The sequence below is a fragment of the Paenibacillus sp. EKM10P genome, assembly GCF_011800655.1.
GTDB classification, from domain to species: Bacteria; Bacillota; Bacilli; order Paenibacillales; family Paenibacillaceae; genus Paenibacillus; species Paenibacillus polymyxa.
In genome coordinates this window covers 25,595-42,100 of the sequence record NZ_JAALET010000016.1, presented here as the reverse complement: position 1 = coordinate 42,100, position 16,506 = coordinate 25,595, and the positions used below count along the sequence as shown (strand labels likewise).

Below are 16,506 nucleotides of genomic sequence, written 5' to 3'. Positions count from 1 at the left end.
GTCTAATGATTTTGGTGATTGATAATTATGATTCATTTACGTACAATCTTGTTCAATATCTGGGTGAACTTGGCGAAGAAGTAACCGTAAAACGGAATGATGAGATTGATGTGAAAGGCATAGAAGAGCTGGCACCAGATCACATTTTGATCTCGCCGGGTCCATGCACGCCGAATGAAGCGGGAATATCGCTGGATGTAATCAGCCATTTTAAAGGCCGGATTCCGATTTTTGGCGTGTGTCTCGGTCACCAGGCCATCGGACAGGCTTTTGGCGGTAAGGTTATCCGGGCTGATCGTCTCATGCATGGCAAAACGTCACCGATTCTCCATCACAATACCTCAGTATTTGAAGGCCTGCCTTCTCCATTTACAGCCACCCGGTATCATTCATTGCTTGTAGAGCGCGAGAGCCTGCCTGAATGTCTAGAGATTACCGCTGAAACCGCAGAGGGTGAAATTATGGGTTTGCGGCATAAAGAATTTGCCGTAGAAGGAGTCCAGTTCCATCCCGAATCCATTATTACGGACTACGGGCATCAACTGTTGCGCAATTTCCTAAAACGCAAGGTAGGCGTCTGATTTATGAGATATATCGGAGTCAATGGCGTCCTCACGGAAGCCGCAAAAGCCGTGATTCACGTAAGTGATCACGGCTTTTTATACGGAATGGGCTTGTTTGAGACATTCCGCACCTATAACGGGGTTCCCTTCCTGCTGGATCGGCATCTACGTCGACTGGAGGAAGGCTGCCGAATGCTCGGCATTCCTTTTCAACCGGATAAGGAGCAGCTTACGAAACACATCCAGCATCTGATGGTGGCAAATGGGCTGGATGAAGCCTATATCCGCTACACCGTATCAGCCGGTGAAGAGGCACTGGGCTTGCCATCTGGTGACTACACGCAGCCCAACCATATTTTGTTCGCCAAGCCGCTGCCCTCTACAAATACACAAACCGAGCAGTCCTCAGCGCCTTCGGCGCTTCAGTTGCTACGAACCCCCAGAAATACTCCGGAGGGTGAGGTTCGATTAAAATCGCTCCATTATATGAATAATATTCTTGCGAAGCGGGAACTTCAGCAGTATGCCGAGGCTGTCCATTATAAGGCTGAAGGAATAATGCTTACGGCCAATGGTTTTCTGGCAGAGGGAATAGTTAGCAATCTGTTTTTTGTGCGGAATAATACGCTGTATACCCCTGACTTGGCTACAGGAATTCTGCCAGGCATTACACGTGAGTTCATTTTGGAGTTGGCGAACCTGCGGGGCATTCCATGTGAGCAAGGGTTATACCACTGGGATGAGCTGAAACAGGCTGATGAAATTTTTATGACCAACTCTATACAAGAAATACGACCCGTGGATTTATTGTTGGAGCCGGGAGGCGTAGCAAGTCATTTATCGGTGCCCTTGGCGCAGACCGAGTCCATAACAGCTTTGCTGTTGCATGATTATAGGCAGAAAGCAGGGATGAAGTGAATATACCAACTCTTTATGAACGCAGCTATCAAATGGGGGATGCCAAGCTTACACTCGGACATTCCACCCAGATTATGGGCATACTTAATGTGACCCCGGATTCATTTTCGGATGGAGGATTACATTATAATCCAGAGATTGCTGTTTTACATGCACTGAAGCTAGTGGAGGATGGAGCGAATATCATTGATATTGGTGGGGAATCTACCCGTCCGGGTCATGAACCAGTAGGTGTGGAAGAGGAACTGGCTAGGGTCATTCCGGTCGTCCAGGCAATCCATCGTATTGCACCGCATATCCCATTGTCTGTGGATACTTACAAAGCTGAAGTAGCCAGACAGGCGCTTGAAGCAGGCGCACACATCATTAATGATGTGTGGGGGTTTAAGGCAGATCCCGATATGGCACGAGTAGCAGCTGAATTCGATTGTCCGGTCATTTTGATGCATAATCGTCACGACCGTAACTATACCGATTTGGTTTCTGATATGCTGTCCGAATTACAAGAAAGTATCCAATTAGCACTGAAAGCAGGGGTCCGTAAGGAGCAGATCATTTTAGACCCAGGCATCGGTTTTGCCAAAGACTATGATGAAAATATTCATGCCATGACTTCTCTTGATACATTAAGTCAGCTGGGATTTCCGCTGTTGTTGGCTACGTCGCGCAAAAAATTTATCCGTACAGCACTGGATTTGCCAGTGGATGATGTAGTGGAGGGAACTGCGGCTACCGTGGCCTTTGGGATTGCCCAAGGGTGCCAGATTGTGCGTGTACACGATGTGGCACAAATCAAGCGCACTGTACGTATGTGTGATGCGATGGTGTACGGGTCTAAAAATCCACTGAGTTATGGTGGGTAAAGCCCGCTTCACTAATCCTTTATGTGGAACTTATATAGATAAAATCAAATAAACAGGGGGACTTACCTTAGATGGATAAAATGAAATTGCATCGCATGGAGTATTACGGATATCACGGCGTTTTTCCCGAGGAACGTAAGCTGGGACAGCGTTACTATATTGACTTGGAACTGGAGCTTGATCTGCGTGAAGCAGGGGAGCAGGACGCTTTGGACAAAACGGTTAATTATGCTGAGGTGCATTATACCGTGAAAGATATCGTAGAAAAGGAATCTTACCAATTGATTGAAGCTTTAGGCGAACGTATTGCATCTTCCCTACTGGACACTTATACTAGTGTCAATGCACTGACTGTCAAAGTGACGAAGCCGCATCCGCCGTTTGATATTCATTTTCAGGGTGTGACGGTTGAGCTTTATCGCGCAAGAAAGTAGGAACGATACATGAATGCACATTCGACCTCTGAGGCATCAGAGGCTTATATTGCTTTAGGGGCTAATTTGGGGGAGCGTGAGCATACCCTGTATGAAGCCATTACCGAACTGGACGAACATCCGGCGATACGAGTGTTACGCTGCTCCAGTCTGTATGAAACAGAGCCTGTTGGATATCTGGATCAGCCTTCTTTTTTGAATATGACGGTAGCCGTATCGACAACACTTGCTCCAGAGGAGCTTTTGTTTTATATGCTGGACGTGGAGAGTCGTCTGGGAAGGGTAAGACATATTCCTAACGGTCCACGAACCATTGATCTGGACTTGTTGTGGATGGAAGCGGAACAACTGGCTACGACGGATTTGGAGCTTCCTCACCCTCGTATGTTGGAGCGTGCTTTTGTGCTGGTTCCCTTGGCTGACATTGTTCCGAACCAAGATTCGTTCGGTCTGTACAGTATCGTGCATACTGCATTGAATTCTGTGGATGGAAAGGACGGCATACAGCTTTGGAAAACTTGCAGCTGGCGCAACGACTCCGCGCCTTTCGGAAGCTAAAAGGGTTCACCCAGCAGGAGTTGGCAGACCGAACGGGCATATCTTTGACTGTATTAGGTGCTGTAGAGCGAGGTAACCGTGCAGTAGACCCAGACATGCTAAACATCATTGCCCAAACGCTAGAGATTGAAGTCCGGGAATTGACGGAATGAAGATAAGTATACGATATATAAAGAAGGAGTAAAGGAGGGAACGGATATGCTGAAAATCGGCGACATTGAAATGAAAAACCAAGTCGTCCTGGCACCAATGGCAGGCGTGTGCAACCCTGCTTTTCGCTTGATCGCCAAGGAATTCGGTACAGGCTTGGTATGTGCAGAGATGGTTAGTGATAAGGCCATCATTCACGGCAACAAGCGTACACGCGAGATGCTGTTTGTAGATGAGCGCGAGAAGCCGCTTAGCTTGCAAATTTTCGGAGGCGACCGCAAATCTTTGGTGGAAGCAGCGAAAGTCGTAGACCAGGAGACGAATGCAGATATTATTGACATCAATATGGGCTGCCCGGTTCCCAAAGTGACCAAATGTGATGCAGGTGCTCGTTGGCTGCTCGATCCAAACAAGATTTATGAAATGGTATCGGCGGTAGTGGAATCCGTGAGCAAGCCGGTTACCGTGAAAATGCGTATCGGTTGGGATAGCGAGCATATTTACGCTGTAGAGAACGCTCGTGCTGTTGAACGTGCCGGAGGTCAGGCCGTCAGCGTACATGGCCGTACACGTGAGCAATTGTATACGGGGCATGCGAATTGGGATATTATAAAAGAAGTTAAAGAAGCAGTATCCATTCCTGTCATTGGAAATGGTGATGTGTTAACTCCGGAAGATGCCCGCCGAATGTTGGATTTGACCAATTGTGATGGCGTTATGATTGGACGCGGCGCTCTGGGGAATCCATGGATGCTGTACCGTACGATTGAGTATTTGCAGACGGGTGAGCTGTTGCCCGATCCATCACCGGAAGAAAAAATCCGTATTGCCATTCTGCATATGGACCGTCTGGTGGCGCTGAAAGGCGAAGCAGTAGCTGTTCGTGAAATGCGCAAGCATCTGGCTTGGTACCTCAAGGGGATTAAAGGTTCTGCTCGTATTAAGGATGTAATTATGGAAGAAACAAAGCGCGACGATATGGTACGTATTTTAAATCAATTTGTATCTCAATTGCACATGGTGGAAAACGAAGGGTCTTCTACAAGCGCTGCTTCTCCTGTTACTGTTGCGCAATAAGGAAGCAGTTCCGGCTTGTGCATGCGATTGACTTTTCCAATTGCTTGCCCTATAATCGTTCAGTATAAAATCTTGATGTATACTACAAATTGTATGCAGCTCTCAAGACAACAGCAGGAAATGTTCTCATTCCCTCAGAGTGGCATATTATGTTTTGAAAGCGTGCATTCCGATGCACTTTTAAACTTTTCCCATGACAGGAGAATCGGTTGAGATGAGCGATAAAGAAGTCATTCTGACACAGGAAGGCCTTAGAAAGCTCGAAGATGAGCTTGAGAACTTAAAGTCTGTCAAACGCCGCGAAGTGGCTGAACGGATTAAGGTAGCCATCGGATACGGAGATATTAGTGAAAACTCCGAATACGAGGATGCGAAGAATGAGCAGGCCTTTATTGAAGGCCGTGTAATTACTTTAGAGAAGATGCTACGTAATGCCCGTATTATCAATAGCGATGAAATTGACACCGATGTTGTGGGAGTAGGGGCAACTGTAACCGTTGAAGACTTGGAATTCGGGGATATTACAGAGTATGCTATCGTAGGTTCTGCCGAATCCGACCCGCTCCAAAACAAGATCTCCAATGAAAGCCCGGTTGGCAAAGCTATTCTCGGTAAGAAAAAAGGAACTGTTGTAGATGTAACCGTTCCAGCAGGTGTTATTCAATATAAAATCGTGGATATCAAGAAATAAAAACACGGACTTTGGAATTTAATGTAAAAGCTTCCTTGTGGAAGCTTTTTTTCTCTACACCCGAGACGGACCCCGGCCCGTCTATTCATATTGAAGGAGCTGATTTAGCACCATGTCGGATGAAACTACTAACCAGGAATTACAGGAAAATCGCGAGGAATTAAGTGAATTATTGCAAATTCGTCGTGCCAAATTGGACGAGCTTCGCTCATTGGGCATTGATCCTTTTGGACGCAAATACATACGCACGGATGAAGCGGGCGTACTACTGAGCAAGTATGACAGCTTGACCAAGGAAGAATTGGAAGAAAAAAATATTGAAGTTAGCATAGCAGGCCGCATTATGGCTAAACGAGTGATGGGGAAAGCCAGCTTCGCTCATATACAGGATCTTAGCGGACGTATTCAAATTTATGTTCGTCAAGACACTGTACCTGAAGCAAATTATAAAGCATTTGGTATTTTGGATCTCGGCGATATTGTTGGTGTTAAGGGCGTGCTCTTTAAAACCAAGACAGGCGAAACGACGATCAAAGTATTGGATATTGAAGTCTTGTCCAAATCCTTGTATCCATTGCCGGAGAAATATCATGGTTTGAAGGATGTTGAATTGCGTTATCGTCAGCGTTACGTAGATCTGATTATGAACCCAGAAGTACAAAAAACGTTCATTATGCGGTCCCGTATTATTCAATCCATGCGTCGTTATCTGGATTCGCTCGGTTATTTGGAAGTTGAAACTCCAACGTTGCATGCCATTGCTGGCGGGGCGGCGGCGAAGCCATTTATTACACACCACAATGCATTGGACACGCAGCTTTATATGCGTATTGCTATTGAACTTCATTTGAAGCGACTAATTGTTGGCGGAATGGAGAAAGTATATGAGATCGGACGTGTATACCGTAACGAAGGTGTATCGACTCGTCATAACCCTGAGTTTACGTTGATTGAGCTGTATGAGGCGTATGCTGATTATAAAGATATCATGCAATTGACGGAAAACATGATTGCACATATTGCGCAGGAAGTACTGGGCACACAGCACATTCAGTATCAAGGTCAGGAAGTCGATCTGACGCCGCAATGGCGCAGAGTTTCCATGGTCGATGCTGTTAAAGAAGTAACAGGTGTGGACTTTAGTGTACAAATGAGTAATGAAGAAGCTCATCGCCTTGCGAAAGAGCATAAGGTTCCGGTTGAACCGCACATGACATTTGGACATATCCTGAATGCATTCTTTGAGCATTTTGTAGAGGAAACGCTCATTCAGCCGACCTTTATTACTGGACATCCGGTTGAAATCTCGCCATTGGCGAAGAAAAATGAACAGGACCCGCGTTTTACGGATCGCTTCGAGCTGTTCATGGTCGCTCGTGAGCATGCGAATGCGTTCACTGAGCTGAATGATCCAATTGACCAGCGCCAACGTTTTGAATCGCAATTGCTGGAACGTGAGCATGGCAATGATGAAGCTCATCAAATGGATGATGACTTTATCCGCGCCTTGGAATACGGTATGCCGCCAACAGGCGGACTGGGCATCGGCATCGATCGTTTGGTTATGTTGCTGACAGATGCGCCTTCCATTCGCGATGTGCTGCTTTTCCCGCATATGCGTAACCGTACAGTAGAATAACATCACATTATGAATATAGAGGATCAGCCGGGGTTCCCGTGTCTTGTTCCTCTTTTTCATAAGAACGGATGGAGAGGAATAGTTCTGATGAAACGCAGCGTCAAGCTTAGTCGGTTCGCATCGCCTCCTTTTATATTGGTCATGGGATATGTATTGATTATTGCATTGGGTACTTTGCTGCTGATGCTTCCTATTGCCAATCATGGTGGACATGCTCCGCATTGGATTGATTCGCTTTTTACGTCCGTCTCTGCTGCTTGTGTCACAGGATTGGTCGTCGTTGACGTCGATTCGACCTATACGGTATTTGGAGAAACCGTCATTTTGGTGCTGATGCAGCTAGGTGGGCTAGGGTTTATGACCTTAGCGACCTTGTTTGCGCTGTTGATGGGGCGACGGCTATCGTTGAAGGATCGGCTGCTGCTTAAGGAAGCGATTAACGCCGATAGCATGGAAGGGATCGTGCGTATTATTCGCAAGGTGCTGATCTTTTCTTTTACCATTGAAGCAATTGCGGCTGTCGTCTTAGCTTTGCGGTGGATGCGAGAGATGCCGGTCGGACAGGCGATATATTATGGGATTTTTCATTCCGTATCCCTCTTTAATAACGGGGGATTCGATCTGTTTGGGACCAGCTTTCAACAATACGCCGGAGATTTTGTTTTCAATATGATTGCATCTGTGCTTGTGATTTCGGGAGGATTGGGTTTCCTTGTACTAAGCGACATGTTCGATTTTCGTCGTACCCGGAGACTGACTTTACACTCTAAAATGGTGCTAAGCGTGTCGGGAGCACTCATTGTCATTGGTGCGCTGGTGATATTTATTTTTGAGTTTACCAATGCACGAACCTTGGGCGGACTGAACTGGGAAGGCAAAGTATATGCCGCTGTCTTCCAATCTGTCTCCACGAGATCATCGGGAACAAGCACGGTCGATATCAGCGGGTTAAGGCAGGCCAGTCAATTTTTTATTATGCTGCTGATGATTATCGGTGCTTCTCCAGGCTCTACTGGAGGAGGAATTAAAACAACTACGTTTCTGCTTATGGTAGGTGCGCTAATCGCCGTCATGCGAGGACAGAAGGAGATTGTGTTTTTCCGTCATAGGGTTCCTCAGGATATCATGATGCGGGCGTTGACCATTATTGTAATGGCGCTATTTATATTCTCGATTGTGGTTATACTGCTCTTAATGACCGAGGATGCTCCATTTCTCTCTCTTGCATTTGAGGCGGCTTCTGCCATCGGAACGGTAGGGCTGTCTGTAGGAGTGACGCCAGGATTGTCTGACGCAGGCAAGCTGATTATTTGTGTGACGATGTTTATTGGTCGAATCGGTCCTCTTACGATCGCTTATGCCATTCGCCCACGTTCGACCAAGACGTTGTACCGTCGTCCTGAAGGACATATTGTAATTGGATAGCTTATCTATATAAAAGATGCACCCGTGCTGATGACAGGGGCGCATCTTTTTTATTGCACATAACATAATCCTTTATTTGCAGCATATTATGAAAAATGCCCAATTTGAGAATAAGAGGAAATGGACTAAATAGCCGCAATTTTATTGTAAAAAAACGGCTATTTGTTTCCTTTTATGTAATTATAGACAAAATACTAGGAATATTATGTATAATATTGTATGATAGTGGGCATGAAGGGGGGACTTAGGGGAATACCAATTTCAAATTTGAAAGGAATCGTCCATTATGTATTTATTTATTATTAGTGCTGAGGTTTTATTTTGGGTTTTTGTTGTTGCAGGGTTAGTCGCAAGGTATATGTTTGGGTTGAAGAAATTAGGGGGCCTTCTTTTACTCTTTACCCCAATTATTGATATCCTGTTGCTGATTGCGGTGTTCATCACGGTGAGAAGTGGCATGGAGATTACGACTGCTACTGGCCTGGCAGCCTGTTATTTTGGTATTACCGTAGCGTTTGGTCATAGGTTAATTAAGTGGGCCGATGTACGATTCTCTCATTGGTTTGGTAAAGGACCCAAGCCTGAACGCAAGTATGGTGCTGCTCATGCAAAAGAGGAGCGTATAGGTTGGTTGCTTCACCTGTTGGGCTGGGCTATAGGCAACGCTTTGTTGCTCGCCATCATTGTATATGTAGGTGATCCGCAGCGTACGGCGGCACTGGAGGGCATCATGCAAACATGGGCGATCGTTCTGGCAATCGACTTTGTTGTCTCCTTCAGCTATACCTTAGCTCCTAAAAAACATAAACATAAGGCTTAGCCAAGAGGAATAGAGCCGCAAGCTTGAAACGAATCAGGCTGGTCACTCAGGATGTTCAAATCGGGAGAGTCATTGATGGTGAAATGAAGTGGTTACTTTCGATAATGGGATGAGTCTATCGTCGGAATGGAAATATTTATAAGAGTATGATATTTTTATATTAAAATCGCTTTGACAGTCATCTTATCGTTGCCTCACCACTTTTTTCACACGCATGGACTCCTTTCGATTTGAACACAGACCAACAGAAACCACATTCACAATTTTTAAAATATTCTTGCCATCTGCCTAAAACGGAGCCTATATAAGTTTGGCAACTGACGAGATAATATTCCAGGAAAGATTATATATGTCTATATATGTAGACAAACGCAATTAAGTTGTTATTATGTTTAAAAATGTAAAAAGGAAAGGTGGTTTCTGTGGCAGTACTACTGAGTGGAAAGAACATTTTGATTATGGGTGTGGCTAATAACAGGAGTATTGCCTGGGGGACAGCCCAATCTTTAGCTGCGGAAGGAGCAAATCTCATTTTTACTTACGAAAATGAGAGGGTTGCAGAACGGGTGCTAAAGCTCGCTGAAACCATTCCGGGTTCCATTGTCTGTCCTTGCAATGTACAGAGCGATGAAGAATTGGATGCACTGGCGGATTTTCTCAAGGAGAAGGTAGGCGTCTTGCACGGCTATTTCCACAGTGTTGCGTTTGCTAAGGCTGAGGATTTGGAAGGCTTGTTCGTCGATACTTCTCGCGAGGGATTCGCGGTTGCTCAAGAAATCAGTTCCTATTCTCTGGCTGCTGTATCCCGCCGCGTATACCCGCTGATGACGGAGGGTGGAAGTATCGTCACCATGACGTATATCGGCGCAGAACGAGCCATCAAGAATTACAACATTATGGGTGTAGCAAAGGCCTCACTAGAAGCCAGCATGCGCTATCTGTCGAATGATCTGGGTACTTACGGCATTCGTGTAAATGCGATTTCGGCTGGTCCTATACGTACTTTGGCCGCCTATGGCATTAAAGATTTTAACACAATGCTAAAGCATATTGAAGAAACTACGCCCCTACGCAAGACGGTCGATACGTCTGAAGTCGGAGATACGGCGTTATTCCTATTTTCCCATTTATCGAGAGGCATTACGGGTGAAGTTATCCATGTAGATGCTGGATACCATATTACGGGGATGTAAGGAGGGAACGTTGTGCTTATTACGCATACGGATTGCCGTATTATCTCACCTGAAGGAATTATGAGCAGGAAACGTCTGGAGCGGGATGTGACGATCTTCTCACGGATGTTGGCTCTCAGAGGAATTCCTAAAGACGGTAGAGTGATTCTGAAAGCGGCCAATTCCTATTGGTTTGTTGTTTCTCTGTTTTCCCTGTGTCATCTCGCAGTTTCGGTAACTGTGGTGGACGAGCAGACGGTAATTGATGAGGTGGCCCAAATCTATGATGAGGCGGGTGCCTGTTGCATTCTGACGGATTCCGATTTAGAAGTTCCTCATGCTCTCGTTATTCTGATTCAAGATCTCATTCAAGAAGAAGCAGTACACCCGCATTGGGTGGGAGAGCCAAAGCCCGAAGCCCTCGACTTTAACAAGTGGTGCGAGAGACCGGATGCGCTCATTCTGTATTCTTCAGGTACGACGGGAAAACCCAAGGGAATCGTGAAAGCTGGTTCAGCTTTTATGGAGAATATCAGACATTCCATACACGCTATGAACTACATACCGTCTGACCATATGCTCCCCGTAGTGCCTTTCTCTCATTTTTATGGAATTTCACTTATCTTCTCCTGGTGGTTAACCTCATGTTCTCTCATCATCTGCAATCCAAAAAACCTCTGGAGCGTCATTGCAAGTATTACGAAAGACCGGGCGACGGTCGTAGACGCCAACCCCTCTGCTTTTTACACCTTGTTGCGTATGCTAAGCCGAAAACCCGAACAACTGGAATTGATCAAGCAATCCCCAGTCCGCATGTGGTGCGTAGGCGGCTCTCCACTTACTCAAGACCTCGAAGAGAAATTTAACAACATATTTGGACAGCCCCTGCTGAATGGTTATGGCCTTTCTGAACTGGGCAACGTCACGCTGGGGACGCTGGAGTGTCCGAAGGGGTGTGGCAAACCATTACCTGGTGTGGATTTGAAAATACTTGATTCTACTGGCAACCATCAGGTGGACGGTATCGTAGGCGAAGTGTGGATACGAAGTGCCGGATGCATGGAAGGTTATCTGAATCGTCCCGACCTGACACAATCTGTTCTCCAGGATGGCTGGTTTAAGACGGGAGATCTAGGCTATCTGGATGACGGAATGCTGTATGTTATTGGTCGCAGTGGTAAGACAGTCAACCGGATGGGCTACATGGTCTCCCCAGTCTATATCGAAGACCGGATTGGTTCACTAGGTTATCGATCCTGTGTGATTACTTTGGAGGATGAGGCAAAAGGGACTTTGCTTGTTGCATTCATCGAAAGTGAATCCTCACAGGTCTTACCTGTGCTCCGCAAAGAGATGAATCGGGTACTCCCTTCTTATATGTTTCCCGATCTTTTGCTTCCGCTCGACCATTTTCCTTTAAATCGCAATGGAAAAGTAGATCGTCTGGAGATGGAGCGCACTGCTCTAGAGAAAGCTGCTTCTCGCAAAGCATAACAAGATATTTACCAAAATCGCATATAGGAAAGGGAGAATGTGCCATGAGTATAAATCCAGAACTGGCAGAAAACACGCTGTTTTTGAAAAGGCATGAATCTATTCTGAAATGCCTCAATTATTTGATTGAAAATCGGCAAGAAGTGATGGATATTCTCACACAATTTTCATCCTATCGGGCCGCCAATGCAGAAATTGACTCCACGATCCTCACACTTCAAGGTGCATTGCAAGAAGTGCAGACCCATCAGCCAAGCTGGCAACGATCTATGGCTGTATTTATGCCCTCCAACGTCATTTTGTACTCCTATGCATTATACCTCTTGATTCCATCCCTGTACGTTGAAAATATAGACTTTCGTCCTTCTTCTCACGTAAACGAGTATGTCGATATGCTGCATGAAAAGCTGCAAGCAGTACACCAATTACCTATCTATATTCGGAAAGTTAGCCAGAAGGTGTTCATGGAGAATTCCGTGATGCCAGCTGATATTGTGGTGTTCACCGGGAGCTATACCAATGCGGAGAAGATCAAAAAACAGATTCGCAAGGATCAGCTCTACATTTTTTATGGACAAGGGATCAATCCTTTCATCATTGGACCAGATGCCGATCTGGAGCTGGCGGTTACCGATGTGATTCGCATGAGATTGTTCAACTCTGGACAGGACTGCCTGGGGCCCGACATCATCCTGGTACATCAAGAGGTGAGCGAGCCATTTAAAAACTTGCTGATTCAACGGATTGACGAACTCGTATTTGGGGCCAACAATGATCCGAACGCGAACTACTCCCCTATATTCTATAAAGACACGCTATATTCGGTTTCTGAATATTTTAATACGAACGATAAGTTTATTATTTACGGCGGCGGCATTGATTTCCGTACGAAAAAAATGGAGCCAACGGTTGTATATAGCGAATTGGATCAGAACTTGGAGATTATTGAGTATTTTTCGCCTGTGTTCAATGTAGTTAGCTACCAAGACGACGAGCAATTGATCAAGCGCATTTCCTCCAGTTATTTCAGCGAACGGGCAATGGGTTGCAGCTTATACGGGTCAGAGCATCTGGCAGACGTTCTACGAAAGAAGCACACATTGACCATTAATCAAACCCTTGAGGATGTGGATCAAGGCAACAAGCCTTTTGGTGGCTATGGCACGATGTCGAACTATATTTTTTACGATTATAAGCTCGTTTCGAAGCCGATCTTGATCTCGGAAATTGTTGCAGAATATTTGTCAGAAAAGAGGAGTTTGGTATGACCGCGAGCATATCCCCCTGGGATGCCATCATTGGCTACTTACAATCGGCTGGGGCCCAGCACCTCTTTGGATTACCAAGTGACGATCTCAATATTGTAGCGTCACTCCCCTCATCCGGTATGGATTTTATTTTGTGCAAAGATCAGCGTAATGCTGTGTTTATGGCTGCAGGCTATGCGCTCACAACTAACCAGATGTCCGTATGTGTTGTGGGAAAAGGTCCTGCGCTCAGCAATACACTTACGGGGCTACTGGAAGCCAAGAACCTGGGTGCCCCGCTCCTGCTCTTGGCGCTCGGCACCGGAGGAGACAAGCTGGGTACCCGATCCTTTCAGGAAGCCGATCAAATCTCACTCGTGAAGCCGCTCGTCAAATGGGCTTATCGTGTTGAGCATGTGGATCGGCTTGTATGGGCGATGGAGCGGGCTGCCTTTTTGGCTATCAATGGAGCACCAGGTCCTGTCTATATAGAATTACCCGAGAACCTGATGGACCAGTCTGTGCCAACAGGGATTCAGTTTGCCCCGCCAGAAAAGCTCTCGTGCTCTCCGTCTGTTAGGGAACTGGATGCGGCATGGAACATCATTGAGAATGCCCGTAGACCACTCGTTCTAGTCGGAGGCGGAATGAAGTCAGGGACAAGCGATGTGATTGAGCGGTTCGCTAACCAACATGGAGCGGCTGTGTTCGCAACTGCCTCGGGACGAGGTGTAGTGAATGAAGACCATGAACTTTTCTGTGGTGTTGCCGGTCTTTATACCGATCTTAGTCTGAGACAAATCTGGCAGGAATCCGATGTAGTCATTACGCTTGGCAGTCGATTGGAAGAAACGGCTACGTTCGAGTGGGATATTTTGCTACAGGATACGCCTTTAATTCAAGTCAATGTAGAGCTGGAGGATTTTGCGCACGAATTCAGAGGCATCAAGGTGCTTGGCGATGGATATGCGGCAGTGGAGCAATGGCTAGAACGGCGCGGACAGGAGCCCGATGGAGCGTGGCTTGAAACGATCAGAGGATGTAAACAGAAGGCTTTTTCAGAGAGGACTAATTATTTGGAAGGGTTGAAAAAGACCCCTGGCATCCACGTTCCAGAACTGTTGGACATGATTCAGACGGAGTTTCCTGAAGACCTAGTGCTTCTACAAGAGAACGGATTGCAGGATATGTGGTCCTACTTTTATCCATATTTCCGTTTTACCACAGGCTCACTTTCCATTGTTCCTAGTGACCAAACGAGTCTTGGATTCGGTGCGGCCGCTGCTCTGGGGGCAAGTGTGGCGACAGAACGCCCGGTAGTAGCGCTTGTAGGTGACGGTGCATTCAATCTATTTTGTTCAGATTTTATGACGGCGGTACAGTATCAAATACCAGTAATTTATCTTGTACTTAATAATGGCGGCTACGGTTGGCTGCAGAACCAGATGAATTATAAGCATATCTCAGGACAAGCCTTCCCATTTGTTTCGGAGGCGGTCAAGACAGGAATCCAAATTCCCCAGTATGAATTTGTCGAAAGTCTGGCAATCCGCAGCAAGGGGGAGGCTCGGGAGCAGCTTCAGCTTGCTTGGCAAAAATACAAGGAGAACAAGCTTGTGGTCGTCGAGGTGTTTGCTGATCTTGCAGATGTGCATGAGAAAATTAGTCATGTATATGGCGACTTTCCTCTCTACGAGCAACAGGCTTCCAAGAATTAATTTCAGCGAAGGACGTGGGTATGGTGAGAAGACGTGTTGTAGTGACAGGACAGGGAGTCGTAACGCCGATCGGGCTTCATCTTACAGATTTCTGGAATTCACTGCTGGAAGGAAAGAGTGGAATCGGACCTGTCACTGTTTTCGATACAGCAAATATACCAACAAAAATTGGTGCACAAGTTACGGGCTTTGACCCGTTGGAGTATATGAGCAAAAAGGAAGCCCAAAAGGTTGCACAGTTCACTCAATTCGCTTTGGCGGCTGCCCGTCAGGCAGTCGAGCAATCGAGGTTAGTCATAGACGAACGAAATGCAGGTCGTGTGGGTGTTATCGTCGGCTCTGGAGCAGGCGGCCTCGATGTCATAGAGGAGAACTACAGAAAATTAACGGAGCTTGGTCCTAAAAGGGTCTCTCCTTATTTTGTTTCCTCGATGATGATTAATTCCGCGCCTGGCGAAATTTCTATTGCCATTGGTGCTAAGGGACCTTCGTTTGCTGTGGTCACTGCTTGTGCCACAGGAAGCAATGCCATCGGTGAGGCATTACGTACGATCCAATACGGCACAGCTGATGTCGTAGTGGCTGGAGGAGCAGAGGCCAACTTTAGTCAGCTTGATTTGGCATCTTTTGCGAATATTCACGCTCTTTCTAGACGTAATGAAGAGCCACAGAAAGCCAGTCGCCCGTTTGATACGGATCGCGACGGTTTTGTCATCGGTGGTGGGGCAGGGGTTCTAGTGCTGGAGGAGTTGGAGCATGCCTTGAACCGGGGGGCCACCATTTTGGCTGAAGTTGCGGGTTATGGATGCACAACGGATGCATACCATATCACGGCTCCAGATCCCTCGGGCTCCGGTCCGGCAGAAGCGATCAATATAGCGCTGCAAGATGGGGGCTTAACACCGCAGGAGATTGACTATGTCAATGCCCACGGTACGAGTACGCCATTTAATGATCGCATGGAGATTAATGCTATTCAAAAAGTATTTGGAGAGCATGCACCCCGGTTGGCAATATCGTCTATTAAATCCATGACAGGCCATTTAATGGGCGGTGCTGGGGCAGTCGAATTAATTGCAACGGTACAGAGCATGATCCACAGCAAAGTACCACCGACACTCAATTGTGACAATCCCGAAGCCCCTGAACTGAATTTTGTACCGCATGTATATCAGGAACGTGAAGTCCGTGCGGCGATTAGTAATTCTTTTGGTTTTGGAGGACACAACGTCTGTCTTGCCGTTCGTAAGTGGGAGGGGGTATAAGCCTGTGAGCGAAGAGCTAGTCCATATTCAGGATGTGCTTCCGCACAGGTACCCATTTCTTCTGCTCGATGGCGTGACCGGGTACGAAACGTCGCAATGGGCGAAGGGGTACAAGCTTGTTACCTCAAGCGAATGGTTTATTACAGAAGCTAATCCATACATGCCTCCTATGCTGATCGTGGAGTCGCTTGCACAATTAGCGGCATTCGCTGCGATTGACAAAAGAGGTATTTCATACCTAACCAACCTCAATGGCGTTCGCTTTCATAGCCTTGCGAAGCCTGGGGACCGAATAGATCTCTATTTTGAAGTGGTCAAGCGTCGGCGTGGTTATATTCTCGGAAGTGGCCGGGCTACCGTAGGCGAACGATTGGTGGCTGAGGCGGAAGAAATTGTTTCACTTGATCAATGACGGGGTGGAAGCGCGCGTTAAACTGTCTTTTTGTCCTCCTGACTGCCAAGTGCAGCGGGA

17 protein-coding genes are annotated in these 16,506 nt (G+C 46.6%); all 17 read left to right on the top strand.

The features are described from left to right. Positions 1-5: 5 nt before the first annotated feature. The 17 genes from pabA to HFE01_RS23600 all read left to right on the top strand — a co-directional run bounded on the left by pabA (position 6) and on the right by HFE01_RS23600 (position 16,446). Positions 6-581, top strand: coding sequence for an aminodeoxychorismate/anthranilate synthase component II (gene pabA, locus HFE01_RS23680; protein ID WP_016818899.1), 576 nt, complete (start codon positions 6-8; stop codon positions 579-581). 3 nt (positions 582-584) lie between these two features. Next, positions 585-1,481: an aminotransferase class IV gene (locus HFE01_RS23675; RefSeq protein ID WP_019685745.1), complete on the top strand. Its 897-nt coding sequence runs from the start codon at positions 585-587 to the stop codon at positions 1,479-1,481. Continuing rightward, positions 1,478-2,344, top strand: a complete 867-nt coding sequence (gene folP / locus HFE01_RS23670; RefSeq protein ID WP_016818897.1) for a dihydropteroate synthase — start codon at positions 1,478-1,480, stop codon at positions 2,342-2,344. The genes HFE01_RS23675 and folP overlap by 4 nt, the downstream gene beginning before the upstream one ends. A 71-nt stretch (positions 2,345-2,415) precedes the next feature. Continuing rightward, complete coding sequence (gene folB / locus HFE01_RS23665) at positions 2,416-2,778, top strand: dihydroneopterin aldolase (protein ID WP_013368705.1); 363 nt, start codon at positions 2,416-2,418, stop codon at positions 2,776-2,778. A gap of 9 nt (positions 2,779-2,787) precedes the next feature. Then, entirely contained in the window at positions 2,788-3,336 is a 549-nt protein-coding gene (folK, locus tag HFE01_RS23660; RefSeq protein ID WP_016818896.1) for a 2-amino-4-hydroxy-6-hydroxymethyldihydropteridine diphosphokinase, read from the top strand. Continuing rightward, positions 3,288-3,488, top strand: coding sequence for a helix-turn-helix domain-containing protein (locus tag HFE01_RS23655; protein ID WP_080561116.1), 201 nt, complete (start codon positions 3,288-3,290; stop codon positions 3,486-3,488). The genes folK and HFE01_RS23655 overlap by 49 nt, the downstream gene beginning before the upstream one ends. A 46-nt stretch (positions 3,489-3,534) precedes the next feature. Further along, the gene (dusB, locus tag HFE01_RS23650) at positions 3,535-4,563 is read left to right on the top strand and encodes a tRNA dihydrouridine synthase DusB (RefSeq protein ID WP_016818895.1); all 1,029 of its coding nucleotides are present in this window, start codon (positions 3,535-3,537) and stop codon (positions 4,561-4,563) included. Between the two features lie 214 nt (positions 4,564-4,777). Further along, positions 4,778-5,254 (top strand): transcription elongation factor GreA, encoded by a 477-nt coding sequence (greA, locus tag HFE01_RS23645; RefSeq protein WP_013308160.1) that lies wholly within the window; start codon positions 4,778-4,780, stop codon positions 5,252-5,254. Positions 5,255-5,366: 112 nt separating this feature from the next. Further along, positions 5,367-6,893 (top strand): lysine--tRNA ligase, encoded by a 1,527-nt coding sequence (gene lysS, locus HFE01_RS23640; protein WP_016818894.1) that lies wholly within the window; start codon positions 5,367-5,369, stop codon positions 6,891-6,893. A gap of 87 nt (positions 6,894-6,980) precedes the next feature. Further along, on the top strand, positions 6,981-8,318 hold the full coding sequence (locus HFE01_RS23635; protein WP_167438694.1) for a TrkH family potassium uptake protein: 1,338 nt from the start codon (positions 6,981-6,983) through the stop codon (positions 8,316-8,318). A gap of 286 nt (positions 8,319-8,604) precedes the next feature. Continuing rightward, complete coding sequence (locus tag HFE01_RS23630; protein ID WP_016818892.1) at positions 8,605-9,138, top strand: hypothetical protein; 534 nt, start codon at positions 8,605-8,607, stop codon at positions 9,136-9,138. Positions 9,139-9,560: 422 nt separating this feature from the next. Beyond that, complete coding sequence (gene fabI / locus HFE01_RS23625) at positions 9,561-10,331, top strand: enoyl-ACP reductase FabI (RefSeq protein WP_117290483.1); 771 nt, start codon at positions 9,561-9,563, stop codon at positions 10,329-10,331. Between the two features lie 12 nt (positions 10,332-10,343). Beyond that, positions 10,344-11,804 (top strand): class I adenylate-forming enzyme family protein, encoded by a 1,461-nt coding sequence (locus HFE01_RS23620; RefSeq protein WP_017427042.1) that lies wholly within the window; start codon positions 10,344-10,346, stop codon positions 11,802-11,804. Between the two features lie 44 nt (positions 11,805-11,848). Continuing rightward, positions 11,849-13,072: an aldehyde dehydrogenase family protein gene (locus HFE01_RS23615; RefSeq protein WP_016818889.1), complete on the top strand. Its 1,224-nt coding sequence runs from the start codon at positions 11,849-11,851 to the stop codon at positions 13,070-13,072. After that, positions 13,069-14,769, top strand: coding sequence for a thiamine pyrophosphate-binding protein (locus tag HFE01_RS23610; protein ID WP_167438693.1), 1,701 nt, complete (start codon positions 13,069-13,071; stop codon positions 14,767-14,769). Before HFE01_RS23615 ends, HFE01_RS23610 begins: the two co-directional genes overlap by 4 nt. Before the next feature lie 20 nt (positions 14,770-14,789). Continuing rightward, positions 14,790-16,034, top strand: a complete 1,245-nt coding sequence (fabF, locus tag HFE01_RS23605) for a beta-ketoacyl-ACP synthase II (protein WP_016818887.1) — start codon at positions 14,790-14,792, stop codon at positions 16,032-16,034. Between the two features lie 4 nt (positions 16,035-16,038). Then, on the top strand, positions 16,039-16,446 hold the full coding sequence (locus HFE01_RS23600; RefSeq protein WP_017427040.1) for a 3-hydroxyacyl-ACP dehydratase FabZ family protein: 408 nt from the start codon (positions 16,039-16,041) through the stop codon (positions 16,444-16,446). The last annotated feature ends 60 nt before the right edge of the window (positions 16,447-16,506 follow it).

Coding starts and splice junctions, on each gene's coding strand:
- fabF (WP_016818887.1), top strand. CDS start 14,790: ATGGTGAGAAGACGTGTTGTAGTGACAGGACAGGGAGTCGTAACGCCG.
- folK (WP_016818896.1), top strand. CDS start 2,788: ATGAATGCACATTCGACCTCTGAGGCATCAGAGGCTTATATTGCTTTA.
- HFE01_RS23675 (WP_019685745.1), top strand. CDS start 585: ATGAGATATATCGGAGTCAATGGCGTCCTCACGGAAGCCGCAAAAGCC.
- folB (WP_013368705.1), top strand. CDS start 2,416: ATGGATAAAATGAAATTGCATCGCATGGAGTATTACGGATATCACGGC.
- HFE01_RS23630 (WP_016818892.1), top strand. CDS start 8,605: ATGTATTTATTTATTATTAGTGCTGAGGTTTTATTTTGGGTTTTTGTT.
- greA (WP_013308160.1), top strand. CDS start 4,778: ATGAGCGATAAAGAAGTCATTCTGACACAGGAAGGCCTTAGAAAGCTC.
- HFE01_RS23610 (WP_167438693.1), top strand. CDS start 13,069: ATGACCGCGAGCATATCCCCCTGGGATGCCATCATTGGCTACTTACAA.
- dusB (WP_016818895.1), top strand. CDS start 3,535: ATGCTGAAAATCGGCGACATTGAAATGAAAAACCAAGTCGTCCTGGCA.
- HFE01_RS23615 (WP_016818889.1), top strand. CDS start 11,849: ATGAGTATAAATCCAGAACTGGCAGAAAACACGCTGTTTTTGAAAAGG.
- HFE01_RS23635 (WP_167438694.1), top strand. CDS start 6,981: ATGAAACGCAGCGTCAAGCTTAGTCGGTTCGCATCGCCTCCTTTTATA.
- lysS (WP_016818894.1), top strand. CDS start 5,367: ATGTCGGATGAAACTACTAACCAGGAATTACAGGAAAATCGCGAGGAA.
- pabA (WP_016818899.1), top strand. CDS start 6: ATGATTTTGGTGATTGATAATTATGATTCATTTACGTACAATCTTGTT.